15 protein-coding genes are annotated in these 12,163 nt (G+C 64.1%); 7 read left to right on the plus strand and 8 right to left on the minus strand.

Annotated elements, in window-relative coordinates:
- Positions 1 to 4: 4 nt before the first annotated feature.
- Entirely contained in the window at positions 5 to 316 is a 312-nt protein-coding gene (locus tag BMI88_RS15425) for a virulence factor (RefSeq protein ID WP_078550182.1), read from the minus strand.
- Positions 317 to 631: 315 nt separating this feature from the next.
- Here BMI88_RS15425 and BMI88_RS15430 point away from each other — a divergent pair, with 315 nt between their 5' ends.
- Positions 632 to 1,072, plus strand: coding sequence for a hypothetical protein (locus BMI88_RS15430; RefSeq protein WP_078550184.1), 441 nt, complete (start codon positions 632 to 634; stop codon positions 1,070 to 1,072).
- A gap of 54 nt (positions 1,073 to 1,126) precedes the next feature.
- Here the strand turns inward: BMI88_RS15430 and BMI88_RS15435 are convergent, their stop codons facing one another.
- Entirely contained in the window at positions 1,127 to 2,041 is a 915-nt protein-coding gene (locus BMI88_RS15435) for a LysR family transcriptional regulator (RefSeq protein ID WP_078550186.1), read from the minus strand.
- A gap of 372 nt (positions 2,042 to 2,413) precedes the next feature.
- Between BMI88_RS15435 and BMI88_RS15440 the strand changes: the two genes are divergently transcribed.
- The 5 genes from BMI88_RS15440 to BMI88_RS15460 all read left to right on the plus strand — a co-directional run bounded on the left by BMI88_RS15440 (position 2,414) and on the right by BMI88_RS15460 (position 7,171).
- Positions 2,414 to 3,631 carry an ABC transporter substrate-binding protein gene (locus tag BMI88_RS15440; RefSeq protein WP_078550188.1) on the plus strand — a complete coding sequence of 406 codons (1,218 nt, stop codon included), beginning with the start codon at positions 2,414 to 2,416 and terminating at the stop codon, positions 3,629 to 3,631.
- A 72-nt stretch (positions 3,632 to 3,703) separates the two neighbouring features.
- Complete coding sequence (locus BMI88_RS15445; protein ID WP_078540781.1) at positions 3,704 to 4,477, plus strand: ABC transporter ATP-binding protein; 774 nt, start codon at positions 3,704 to 3,706, stop codon at positions 4,475 to 4,477.
- Between the two features lie 11 nt (positions 4,478 to 4,488).
- The gene (locus BMI88_RS15450; protein WP_198453301.1) at positions 4,489 to 5,196 is read left to right on the plus strand and encodes an ABC transporter ATP-binding protein; all 708 of its coding nucleotides are present in this window, start codon (positions 4,489 to 4,491) and stop codon (positions 5,194 to 5,196) included.
- Positions 5,197 to 5,259: 63 nt separating this feature from the next.
- Positions 5,260 to 6,156, plus strand: a complete 897-nt coding sequence (locus BMI88_RS15455; protein WP_246831903.1) for a branched-chain amino acid ABC transporter permease — start codon at positions 5,260 to 5,262, stop codon at positions 6,154 to 6,156.
- A 94-nt stretch (positions 6,157 to 6,250) separates the two neighbouring features.
- A complete protein-coding gene (locus BMI88_RS15460) occupies positions 6,251 to 7,171 on the plus strand; it encodes a branched-chain amino acid ABC transporter permease (protein WP_078550699.1) in 921 nt (306 codons plus the stop codon).
- 85 nt (positions 7,172 to 7,256) lie between these two features.
- Here the strand turns inward: BMI88_RS15460 and BMI88_RS15465 are convergent, their stop codons facing one another.
- Positions 7,257 to 7,439, minus strand: coding sequence for a hypothetical protein (locus tag BMI88_RS15465; protein ID WP_078550189.1), 183 nt, complete (start codon positions 7,437 to 7,439; stop codon positions 7,257 to 7,259).
- A complete protein-coding gene (gene hpt / locus BMI88_RS15470; protein WP_078520791.1) occupies positions 7,436 to 7,984 on the minus strand; it encodes a hypoxanthine phosphoribosyltransferase in 549 nt (182 codons plus the stop codon). Before hpt ends, BMI88_RS15465 begins: the two co-directional genes overlap by 4 nt.
- Before the next feature lie 84 nt (positions 7,985 to 8,068).
- Here hpt and BMI88_RS15475 point away from each other — a divergent pair, with 84 nt between their 5' ends.
- Positions 8,069 to 8,527: a type II toxin-antitoxin system RatA family toxin gene (locus tag BMI88_RS15475; RefSeq protein ID WP_078550191.1), complete on the plus strand. Its 459-nt coding sequence runs from the start codon at positions 8,069 to 8,071 to the stop codon at positions 8,525 to 8,527.
- Between the two features lie 78 nt (positions 8,528 to 8,605).
- Here the strand turns inward: BMI88_RS15475 and BMI88_RS15480 are convergent, their stop codons facing one another.
- The 4 genes from BMI88_RS15480 to BMI88_RS15495 form a co-directional block, all read right to left on the minus strand.
- Positions 8,606 to 9,784 carry an ammonium transporter gene (locus BMI88_RS15480; protein WP_078550701.1) on the minus strand — a complete coding sequence of 393 codons (1,179 nt, stop codon included), beginning with the start codon at positions 9,782 to 9,784 and terminating at the stop codon, positions 8,606 to 8,608.
- Positions 9,785 to 9,963: 179 nt separating this feature from the next.
- On the minus strand, positions 9,964 to 10,437 hold the full coding sequence (locus BMI88_RS15485) for a CinA family protein (RefSeq protein ID WP_078550193.1): 474 nt from the start codon (positions 10,435 to 10,437) through the stop codon (positions 9,964 to 9,966).
- Positions 10,434 to 10,943, minus strand: a complete 510-nt coding sequence (locus BMI88_RS15490) for a phosphatidylglycerophosphatase A (RefSeq protein ID WP_078550195.1) — start codon at positions 10,941 to 10,943, stop codon at positions 10,434 to 10,436. Before BMI88_RS15490 ends, BMI88_RS15485 begins: the two co-directional genes overlap by 4 nt.
- A 4-nt stretch (positions 10,944 to 10,947) precedes the next feature.
- Positions 10,948 to 12,075 (minus strand): bifunctional 2-C-methyl-D-erythritol 4-phosphate cytidylyltransferase/2-C-methyl-D-erythritol 2,4-cyclodiphosphate synthase, encoded by a 1,128-nt coding sequence (locus BMI88_RS15495; RefSeq protein WP_078550197.1) that lies wholly within the window; start codon positions 12,073 to 12,075, stop codon positions 10,948 to 10,950.
- Positions 12,076 to 12,163: the final 88 nt, after the last annotated feature.

Below are 12,163 nucleotides of genomic sequence, written 5' to 3' on the forward strand. Positions count from 1 at the left end.
TCCCTTACGCGTCGGGCTGGGTGTTCCAGCCGTCATTGGCAATCAACGCACGCAACCGCGCGTCGTCATAGTCAGAGAGAATACGCGCCAGCACGGCTTCGGCCGCCTCGGCATCGTCGCCGGGCTCCTCGCCCTCGGGCACTTTGCGCCACTCGGCCAGATAGGCGTCGCTGTCGCGGGCGCCGATCTTCATGGCCGCGCGGTCGATCGCCTGCTCGAACCGTTCGGGCAGCGGTTTTTTGACGCCACGCCGTCCCTTGCCCGCGATGATCTGGGCCGGGATGTCACGCCAATAGACCAAGGTGATCTGTGCCATGCGAATCTCTCCTCGTATGCGCAGAATTGCCCGAAACCGACGCGGGACAGGGTGGATTTTCGACATTCCGTCGCGGCTGAGCGACGTGCCGGTGACTGTGGGGCAGGTGATAGCAGCCGGGCAGGGGGCTGGGCCACCTCTGTGCATCGGAATAATCCGCGCCAAGATCATGAGCGCCGCTCAAGCTGCCTGCGGCACAAACGCCGCGCGGCGATCTGGCACATTCTGTGACGCGCCGCACTGTCTACATCCTCCGGGCAACCCGAAAACAGGTCGCCCCTCTGCGGTGCGGCCAAGTCAGAGAGATGATCCGAGATGACCAAGACCTCCATTCTGATCGCGGCGCTGTTCACCGCGCTCCCCTTCGCCGCTCAGGCAGAGACCCCCGGCGAGCAGTTCATGTCCACTTGGGATCTCGATGGCGACGGCACGGCCACGCTGGCCGAGCTGGAGCAGATGCGCTCGGATGTCTTTGCCTCTTTCGATGCCAATGAAGACGGCAAGCTCGACGCCGAGGAACACGCGGTCTTCGACGAGGCGCGCGCCAATGACGTGGCGGGCTACGAGGGCCAGCAGCGCGCGCAGATGCAGAAGATGGCAGATGGCATGACGATGGCCGCGACCGATGCCGATGGCGACAAGCTGGTGACGCTGGCCGAGTTCCAGACCAGCACGGCCAAGTGGTTCGCCCAGCTCGACAAGAATGCCAATGGCGGGATCACCATCGACGATTTCGCGCGCAAGCCCGCACAGTAATGCCCGCACAGGAATGACAGCGCCACGACGCCCGGTCGCTTTGCGGTCGGGTGGTCAGGTGCTGGTGGCTGTGATCCGGGGCAGGAACTCTGCACGGTTCTTGGAGACCTCCTCGGCGATGAAGCGCATCGCGGCGCGGACGCGGGCGATCTCGTGCAGGTCTTCATGGGTCACCAGCCAGAAGGTGCGGCGGATCTCGATCTCGTCGGGCAGGATCGGCACCAGCTTCGTCGAATGGCGGGCGAGGAAGTCGGGCAGCACCGCGATCCCGTGTCCGGCCTCCGCGACATGCTTATGCGCGAAGAGGTTGGTCGAGGAGAGACGCGGCGTGTGATCGCCCAGCGTGACCGACAGGTAATCCAGCTCCGGCGTGTAGATCAGCTCGGGGATATAGCCGACCAGCGGGTGCTTCAGCAGATCTTCCTTGCGGTTGATCCCCGGATTGCGGGCGAGGTAATCGGGGGACGCATAGAAATGCAGCGTGTATTCGGTGAGCTTGCGTGACACGAGCCGCCCCTTTTCGGGCCGCGACAGGGTGATCGCGATATCCGCCTCGCGTTTGGACAGCGAGAACAGCCGCGGCGTGGCGACCAGCTGCGCCTCCAGTTCGGGATTGGCCTTGATGAACTCCGCCAGACGCGGCGCGAGGAAGAACGCCCCGAACGCATCGGGCGCGCCGATCCGCACCGTACCGGACAAGGCATAGAGCGTGCCCGACAATTCGTCCTGCACGCGGGCTGCGACATTCTCGATCTGCTCGGCCTTCGCCAGTAGCCGCTCGCCATGTTCCGAGAGCGCATAGCCGCGCGGGCTGCGCTCGAACAATTGCGCGCCAAGCTGGGTCTCCAGAGATTTGACCCGACGTGATACAGTGGCATGATCGGTGCCCATCGCACGGGCTGCGACGGTCAGGCGACCGGCCCGGGCCACCGAAAGAAAGAATCGGAGATCGTCCCAATCGAAGCTCATTGACGGTCCTTTTGCGGCCCCGCGTCGGAAAAACGGGTAATATGGGCATTTTCGCACATGCGTTTGGCAATACGTGGCATGGTCGCGTGCATTTTCCCACCTAGCCTTTTGCACATGGCCGGTTTCTGCCTAAGGTGCGTGCACTGACAGGAAGTTTATCGGGTCATCGGGAACCGCGGCGGCGCAAGCACTTGAATGTCCGCCCGTTTCCACGCTGAATTCACTGGCGGCCGCGTTGAGGAGCAGGGACGGTCGCACGAGGAGAAACACAAGATCTTATTCCGGCAGGGACCGCAAAGGCGTCCCGTCGGTGTGCTCTCATGGCGCCGCGCGCCGGGGAGCCGAATCTATCAACCAATGGGAGGAATGTTGATGAAATCAGCTATTTACGCAGGTGTGAGTGCCGCGGCGCTGAGCTTGGCCGCAGGCGGCGCGATGGCGCAGGACGCGATCTCGAACGGCTCCGTGAAAATCGGTGTGCTGGGCGATATGTCCGGCGTCTATTCGACCGGTTTCTCGGGTAAGGGCGCGGTCGACGCGGTCAAGATGGCCGTGCGCGACTTCGGCGGCGAAGTTCTCGGCAAGCCGATCGAAGTGATCTCGGCCGACCACCAGAACAAGGCGGATGTCGGTTCGGCCACCGCTCGCGAGTGGATCGACCAAGAGCATGTCGACATGATCGCCGACCTGACCAACTCGGCAGTGGCGCTTGCCGTGCAGCAACTCGCCTCCGAGAAGAAGACCATCACCTTCGCCACCGGCGCTGCCACCGCGGCCCTGACCGGCGAGAACTGCTCGAAATACGGTATCCACTACGGCTACGACACCCACGCGCTGCCGGTCGGCACCGCAACGGCCGTCGTGAAGAATGGCGGCGACAGCTGGTACTTCATCACCGCCGACTACGCTTTCGGTCACGCGCTGCAGGACAACACGTCCTCGGTCGTGAAGGATCTGGGCGGTTCGGTCGTGGGCAGCTCGGACGTGCCGCTGGCAACCACCGACTTCTCCTCCTATCTGCTGCAGGCGCAAAGCTCGGGCGCGAAGGTGATCGGTCTCGCGAATGCGGGTCAGGACACCGTCAACGCCATCAAGCAGGCGCATGAATTCGGCATCGTCGCAGGCGGCCAGCAGCTCGCTGGTATGCTCGTGCTGATCTCGGACGTGAAGTCGCTCGGCACCGACGTCGCCAAGGGTCTCCAGTTCACCAGCGGTTGGTACTGGAACATGGATGACGAGAGCCGGAAGTGGAAAGCGGAGTACGAGAAGTTCTCGGGCGGCGAAGCGCCGACCTTCGTGCACGCAGCCGACTACTCGCTGACCATGGCCTATCTCGAGGCGATCAAGGCGGCTGGCACCGACGACGCCGACAAGGTGCGTGAGCAGCTTGGCAAGATGAAGATCGACGACTTCTTCGCCAAGGGCGGCACCATCCGTCCCGACGGCCTTCTCGAGCATGACATGTATCTGCTCAAGGTGAAGGACGGCGGCGAAGATCCGTGGGATGTGGCCGACGTGGCACGCACGATTCCGGGCAACGAGGCCTATGCCTCGCTCGAAGCGGGCGGCTGCAAGCTGGTCAACAAGTGATCTGAGCAAATCCTTGGCGCAGGGCGGCATCGCGACCGCCCTGCGCCTGCGTATCAGTCCGAAAGCGAGACCATGAGCGACGATATCATTCTCGAGGCCAAGAACCTGACCAAGAGTTTCGGCGGCTTCGTGGCCGTCAATGACGTGAACCTGCGCATCAAGCGCGGCGCGATCCACGCGATCATCGGCCCGAACGGCGCGGGTAAGACGACGATGTTCAACCTGCTGACGAAATTCATCACGCCCACATCGGGCAAGATCCTCTTCAACGACCGCGATATCACCAATCGCAAACCCGCGGAGATCGCCAATATGGGCATCGTGCGGTCGTTCCAGATTTCCGCCGTGTTCCCGCACCTGACGGCGCTGGAGAACGTGCGCCTCGCGCTGCAGCGCTCGCTGGGCGTGAGCTACCAGTTCTGGCGCTCCAAATCGGTGCTGCACGATCTCGACGCGAAGGCGGTGGCGGCGCTCGATCAGGTGGGTCTGAAGGAGTTCGCCCATCTCAAGGCGGTGGAGCTGCCCTACGGGCGCAAACGCGCGCTGGAGATCGCAACGACGCTGGGGCTGGAGCCGGAACTCATGCTGCTCGACGAGCCGACCCAGGGCATGGGCACCGAGGACGTGGGCGCCGTGACCGAGCTGATCGGCCGTGTCCGCGAGGGGCGCACCATCGTCATGGTGGAGCATAACCTCGGCGTCGTGGCCGAACTGGCCGACACGATCACCGTGCTGGCGCGCGGCGAAGTTCTGGCCGAAGGGCCCTATTCCGAAGTGTCGAAGAACCCGGCTGTCATGGAGGCCTATATGGGCGTCTCCGCCGATGAGCAGGAGGAGGTCGCATGAGCACCGAAACGATGATCAAACCGATGCTCAAAATCGAGAACCTGCATGCATGGTATGGCGAGAGCCACGTGCTGCACGGGATCAATCTCGAACTGGGCGAGGGGCAGCTGATCACCCTTCTGGGCCGCAACGGCGCAGGCCGGTCGACCACGCTGCGCTCGATCATGGGCATGGTCGATCGCCGCGAAGGCTCGATCAAGATCAATGGCGAGGAGTTCCTGACGAAACCCACGCACAAGATCTCGCCCGATGCGCGGATCGGCTACTGCCCCGAGGAGCGCGGCATCTTCGCCTCGCTCAATGTCGAGGAAAACCTGATGCTTCCGCCGAGCGTGGGCGAGGGCGGCATGTCGGTGGAGGAACTCTTCGAGATGTTCCCGAACCTCGCCAATGTCCGCAAGCGGATGGGCACGCGGCTTTCGGGCGGCGAACAGCAGATGCTGGCCATCGCGCGTATCCTGCGCACCGGCTCGCGGCTGCTGCTTCTTGACGAGATCACCGAGGGTCTTGCGCCCGTGATCGTGAAAACCCTCGGCCGCGTGATCCGCGACCTGAAATCGCGCGGCTATACGATCGTTCTGGTGGAGCAGAACTTCCGCTTTGCCGCCCCGCTCGCCGACCGCCATTACGTCATCGAACATGGCGAGGTGATCGATGTGATCGAAGCCGATCAGGTCGAAGCCTCGATGGACCGGCTGAACCATTACCTGAGCGTGTAACGAGAAACCGGGCCGGGCTCAGGCGCCCGTGACCCGACAGGGAGGACAACCCCGATGGATCCGATGATCCGACTTATTCTTGCCCAGGGGATGCTGGGCCTAAACAACGGCGTGTTCTACGCGATGCTGAGCCTCGGGCTCGCGGTTATCTTCGGCCTCTTGAACGTGGTCAACTTCGCGCATGGCGCGCTCTATATGCTGGGCGCGTTCCTCGCGCTGATCATGTATTCCTATGTCGGTCAGTGGATCGGCATGGCGGATCTGCATATCGGCTTCTGGCCGGCGCTGATCCTCGCGCCGATCCTGGTGGCCTGTTTCGGGATGCTGATCGAGCGCTTCCTGCTGCGCAGGCTCTACAAGCTCGACCCGATCTACTCGCTGCTGCTGACCTTTGGGATCACGCTGGTGCTGCAGGGCCTGTTCATCAACTTCTTCAACGCGTCGGGCACGCCCTATCCGGGGATGCCGGAGAGCATGAAGGGCGTGACCAATCTCGGCTTCATGATGTTCCCGAAATACCGCCTCTTCGTGATCGTCTTCTCGATCGTGGTGTGTTTCGTGACCTGGTTCGTGATCGAGCGGACCCGGATCGGCGCACGGCTGCGCGCAGGCACCGAGAACCCCGAGCTGGTGAAAGCCTTCGGGATCAATGTGCCGCTGATGGTGATGCTGACCTTCGGCTTCGGCACCGGCCTTGCGGGTCTCGCAGGGGTGCTGGCGGCACCGATCTACTCGGTCAGCCCGCTGATGGGGGCGAACCTGATCATCGTGATCTTCGCGGTCGTCGTGATCGGCGGCATGGGCTCGATTGCGGGGGCGGTGATTACCGGCTTCTCTCTGGGGCTGATCGAGGGCGTGACTAAGGTCTTCTACGCGCCCGCTGCGAACACGGTGATCTTCCTGTTGATGGTGATCGTGCTTCTTGTGCGCCCGTCGGGCCTCTTCGGACGTCAAGGGTGAGGGTGAAGACATGAGCAATACGACAAGTACGACGAGCGAAATCGGCGAATTCGAACAGGACGACGTCAGCCCCGAGACCCATAAGCGCGGCCGCATGGTGCAGGCGGTGTTCTGGGTGGTGCTGCTGGGCTTCCTCGCGGTGGCCCCGTTCTTCCTCTACCCGGTCTTCGTGATGCAGCTGCTGTGCTTTGCGCTGTTTGCGGCGGCCTTCAACCTGCTGATCGGCTTCACCGGCCTGCTGAGCTTCGGCCATGCCGCCTTCTTCGGCGGTGCGGCCTATGTGGCGGGCCATGTGCTGAAGGTCTGGGGCTTCCCGCCGATCCTCGGCATCATTGCAGGCACGCTCGCGGCCGCTGCGATGGGCTGGGTCGTGGGCTCGCTCGCGATCCGCCGGCAGGGTATTTACTTTGCGATGATCACGCTCGCGCTCGCGCAGATCGTGTATTTCTTCGCGCTGCAAATGCCCTTCACCGGGGGCGAGGACGGCCTGCAGGGCATCCCGCGCGGCAACCTGCTGGGCATCTTCAACCTCAGCGATCCGATCACGATGTATTACTTCGTGGCGGCCGTCTTCATCGTCGGCTTCCTCGCCATCTACCGCATCGTGCATTCGCCCTTCGGTCAGGTGCTGCAGGCGATCCGCGAGAACGAGCCGCGCGCGCTGTCGCTGGGCTATAACGTGGACCGTTTCAAGCTGCTGGCCTTCGTGCTCTCGGCGGGTCTGGCCGGGCTTGCGGGCTCGACCAAGGCGCTGGTGTTCCAGTTCGCCTCGCTGACGGACGCGCATTGGCAGATGTCGGGCGAGGTGATCCTGATGACGCTCTTGGGCGGCATGGGCACGATCCTCGGTCCGGTCGTGGGCGCGTTCATCGTGGTCACGCTGCAGCACTTCCTGTCGGGCATCGGCTCGTGGGTGCAGGTCGTGATCGGCGGCACCTTCATTGCCTGTGTGCTGCTGTTCCGCCGCGGCATCGTCGGCGAGATCGCGCGTCTGCTGCGCATTTCGTCGCTGTAAAAACTGGCGTGGCGGGGGCTCTGCCCCCGCTCGCTTTGCGAGCCTTCCGAGATATTTTTGGCAAGCCCGAAGAGAGGCCGCGACTTTAAGGTCTGGGCGCGCGCAGGGCACGCGGGTTCACCGTCGCCCAGTCCGGCCAATATCCCAGCTTCTCAATCACCACGATCGCGATCACGGCCAGCGCCACGACGGCCACGATCTTCACCTGCGTCATCGACGGCGGGCGGCGTGCCCACCGCGCCATGCGCAGCAGCCACGTGTAATTCACGAAGCATCCTCGGTGAAGCGCACCTTGCCGATGAAGGGCAGGTTGCGATTGCGCTGCGCGAAGTCGATGCCGTAGCCCACGACGAATTCGTCGGGTATCTCGAAGCCGGTCCAGGTGGCGCGCACATCGACCTCGCGCCGCGAGGGTTTGTCGAGCAGCGCGCAGCATTCGATCCGCCCCGGTTTGCGCGCACGCAGCATGCCCATGACGTGATGCAGCGTGAAGCCGGTATCGACGATATCCTCGACCACCAGCACGTCGCGCCCCTCGATGCCTGCGCGCAGGTCCTTGAGGATGCGCACCTCGCGCGAGCTGGTCATCGCGTCGCCGTAGCTCGACGCCTCGAGAAAATCGACCTCCACCGGCAGGTCGATCTCGCGCACCAGATCGGCGATGAACACGAAGGAGCCGCGCAGCAGCCCCACCACGACCAGCTTGTCGGTGCCCTTGAAGGTCCGGGTGATCTCGGCGGCCAATTCCTCGACCCGGGCCGCGATCTGTTTGGCCGAAATCATCTGGTCGATCACATAGGGGCGCTGCGTCATGATGTCGGGCCTCGAAACGGGTTGTAGGGCTTGAACTCGGGCTTAGCTTTAGCGCATCAAGAGGCGCAAGAAAACGGGAGAGACATGCCTAAGCATCACGAGAACCGGGTCATGCCCTATAGCGCGCAACAGATCTACGATCTGGTGGCCGATGTGGGGAGCTATCCGAAATTCCTGCCGTGGAATTCGGCAGCCCGCGTGCGCTCGCGCGAGGAACGCCCGGACGGCTCGATCCTGATGCTGGCCGATCTGGTGATCTCGTTCAAAGTGTTCCGCGAGAAGTTCGGCTCGCGCGTGGTGCTGCATCCCGAGGAGCACCATATCGAGACCGAATATCTCGACGGGCCGTTCAAATACATGCACAGCCATTGGCGCATGTCCGATCGCGATGACGGCTCCTGCGAGGTCGATTTCCACGTCGATTTCGAGTTCAAGAACGCGATCCTGCAGGGCGTGATCGGGGTCGTCTTCAACGAGGCGATGCAGCGGATCGTGCGCGCCTTCGAGAAACGCGCCGAGGAATTGTATGGGCCGAAGGGCTGAGGGCATCTCGCCTTACGTTCTACGAAAAAGGCCGCCCTTCGGGGGCGGCCTTTTCCATTTCGGGTCAAACCCCTGCGATCAGGAGTTCATGTCATAGGCGCGCTCGCCATGGGTGGAGAGGTCCAGCCCGTTGGTCTCGTGCTCGTCGCTCACGCGAAGCGGGAAGACCAGCCGCACCAGCATCGCCAGAACCCAGCTGCCCGCGACGGTGAACACGCCGACGACGGCCAGCGCGCCGAGTTGGGCGACAAAGCTGCCATGTCCGAAGACCGCGATCATAATCGTGCCGAAGATGCCGCCCACGCCGTGGACCGCGAAGACGTCGAGACTGTCGTCGACATGCAGCTTCTCGCGGATCAGCACGACGAATTCCTGACAGATGATCCCGGCGGCGAAGCCGATCACCAGCGCCTCGATCGGACCGACGAAGCCCGAGGCCGGGGTGATCGAGGCCAGACCCGCGATCGTGCCGGTCACGAGGCCCACCATCGAGGCGCGGCCGAACTTGATGCGCTCCCACAGCGCCCAGCTGAGCGAGGCGGCCGCGGCGGAGATATGGGTGACGGTGATCGCCATGCCGGCCACGCCGTCTGCCGCCAGTTCAGAGCCGCCGTTGAAGCCGAACCAGCCGACCCAGAGCAGCCCTGCGCCCATCGCGACCATGCCGGGGTTATGCGGCGGCGTGGTGCGCTTCACGCGCGGGCCGATCATCAGCGCCAGCACGAGGGCCGCGAGGCCTGCGGTTTCGTGCACCACGATGCCGCCCGCGAAATCCTTGGTGCCGACCGCACCCCAGATACCGCCATCGGACATGATGCCACCGCCCCAGATCCAATGCGCGACGGGCGCGTAGATCAGCAGCATCCAAAGGCCGGTGAAGACCATCACGAAGCCATAGTTGATCCGCTCCACGAAGGCGCCGACGATCAGCGCGGGCGTGATGATCGCGAAGGTCATCTGGAAGGCGAAGAAGACGATCTCGGGGATCGAGCCCGACAGCGTGTCCGGCGTGATGCCCAGCAGCGCGAATTTACCCAAGCCGCCCCAATATCCATTGGCGTCCCCGAAGGCGATCGAATAGCCGAACAACAGCCACAGCACGCTCATCAGCGCCGCAATCGAGAAACATTGCATGAAGATCGACAGCACGTTGCGCGCCCGCACGAGCCCGCCGTAAAACAGCGCCAGCCCCGGCAGCGTCATCAGCAAAACCAGCGCCGTCGCCACCATGATCCACGCGGTATCGGCCGCGTTCATCCCCGCTTCCATCTCGACAAATCCTCCTCGAAATTCCCTCTGGAGGGCAGGGGCCATAAGCGCCGCGCGCAATAAAGAGACATTTTGCGCAAAACCCGCCTATTCGCGCGTCACTTTTGTAACTGCGCGAAAAATGGGCGGTGCGGGGTGCGTGTGCTTATGACGTGGGCGGTTTGGAGTCAGGCTTGCGCCGCCGACAGCAGCAGGGCGAGCGCGTGATCGCGGGCCGCTTCGCGCACTTTGTCGCGGCCGAGTGCGCCGAATTCGACCGTCTCGACTTGGGTTTCGGCGCCCTCGCGCGCGAGGCCGAAACAGACGCGGCCCTCGGGTTTGAATTCCGATCCGCCGGGGCCCGCGATGCCGGTGATCGCGACGGCGATCTGGGCGTGGGAGTGGCTCAGCGCGCCCTCGGCCATCTCGCGCGCGACAGGCTCGGAGACCGCGCCGTGGGCGTCGAGGCTTTCCGCGCTGACGCCCAGCATCTCGCGTTTGGCGTCATTGGTGTAGGTGACAAAGCCGCGCTCCACGACCGCGGACGATCCCGGAATATCGGTAAGGGCTGCGGCGACCATCCCTCCGGTGCAGCTCTCGGCGGTCGCGACCATCAGGCCGCGCGCCTTGCAGGCGTCGAGAACGTCCGACGCGCGGCTCATCCCATCATGCCCAGAAAGACGATGTGGTAGAGGCCTGCGAGGATGATCGACACGATCCCGGCGAAGACCCCGGCCCAGATGTCATCCAGCATCACGCCCGTCGCGTCATGGCGGCGATCGGCGCGGCCCACGAGCCACGGCTTCCAGATGTCGAACAGCCGAAACAGCAGGAACGCCGCGACCGGGCCGGGCCAGACCATGTGCAGATCGACGCCCGTGGAGAGACCGCGCTGCCAGAAGCCGAAGGCCGGGAAGAGGAGCGCGACCCATTGGCCCGCCACCTCGTCGATGACGATCTCGGAAGGGTCGTCGGCGCTGTCGCCCAGCTGCGCGCGCACCGACCAGAAGCCGAGCGCGGTGACCGCGATGGTGGCGATCACCAGCGGGATGAAGCCCAGGTAATGCTCGATCGCCCAGCCGACCAGAACGGCGACCAGCGACCCCCAGGTGCCCGGCGCGGGTTTCAGCAAGCCGACAAATCCGACCGTGTTGAGGACGCGCAGCATGGGGTTACTCCTTGATCAATGTAGCGGTGGCGATGGCGGCGATGCCTTCCTCGCGCCCGGTGAAACCTAGACGCTCGGAGGTGGTGGCCTTGACCGAGATCCGGCCCGGCTCGATCCCGATGATGCGCGCCAGAGCCTGCGCCATTTCGGCGGCATGCGGGCCGATCTTGGGGCGCTCGCAGATCAGCGTGACATCGGCATTGCCCAGACGAAAGCCCCGCGTCTCGGCCAGTTTCACCGCGTGGTCGAGGAAAATCTCCGACGCGGCCCCTTTCCATTGCGGGTCCGATGGCGGGAAATGCCGCCCGATATCGCCCTCGGCCAGCGCGCCATAGATCGCATCGGTCAGCGCGTGCATGCCCACATCAGCATCGGAATGCCCCTTGAGCTTCTTGTCATGCGCCACCGTGACCCCACACAGCGTCACATGATCGCCCGGCTCGAACGCGTGCACGTCGTAGCCATGGCCCAAACGGATATCCATCTTGTCTCCCAACAGTCTCTCGGCCCGGGCGAAATCCTCCGGGTAGGTGATCTTCAGATTGTCTTCCGAGCCGCGCGTGATCGCAACCGAAAGACCGGCCGCGCGGGCCACTTCCACGTCATCGGCAGCCCCGCCCGGATGGGCGCGATGGGCGCTGAGGATCGCGTCGAAATCGAAACCCTGCGGGGTCTGCGCGCGGTAGAGCCCGCTGCGATCCTGTGTGCCGGTGACCTGACCGTTCTCGCCGGTCCAGAGCGCGTCCGAAACGGGCAAGGCGGGCGCTGCGGCCTGTGCGTTGTCGAGCGCGTCGAGTACGCCGTCGATCACCGCGCGGCTCACCAGCGGGCGGGCGCCGTCATGGATCAGCACCTTCTCGACGCCCGAGCCCTCGAGCATCTCCAGCGCATTGCGCACCGAGGCATCGCGGCTCGCACCGCCCGCACAAAGCGCGACCTCGCCCTGAAACTGCGCGATGCCGCGCGTCATGTCCTCGGGATGCAGAACGACCACGATCCGCCCGATGCCTTTGAAAGCGGCAACGGTATGGGCCAGCACCGGCTGCCCCGCGAGGCTCTGCCATTGCTTCGGGGTTTCTCCGCCAGCGCGGGTGCCACGCCCGGCGGCGACGATGATGATGGCGTTGCTCATGGCGGCTCCCTGATCGCCCAAGGGCTTAGGCGAAGACGCGGCTTTGCGCAATCGGTGCCGCTGGACGCGATACGTCGCGCGATGTGAC

It is taken from the genome of Thioclava sp. F36-6, from assembly GCF_002020305.1.
Classification (GTDB): domain Bacteria; phylum Pseudomonadota; class Alphaproteobacteria; order Rhodobacterales; family Rhodobacteraceae; genus Thioclava; species Thioclava sediminum.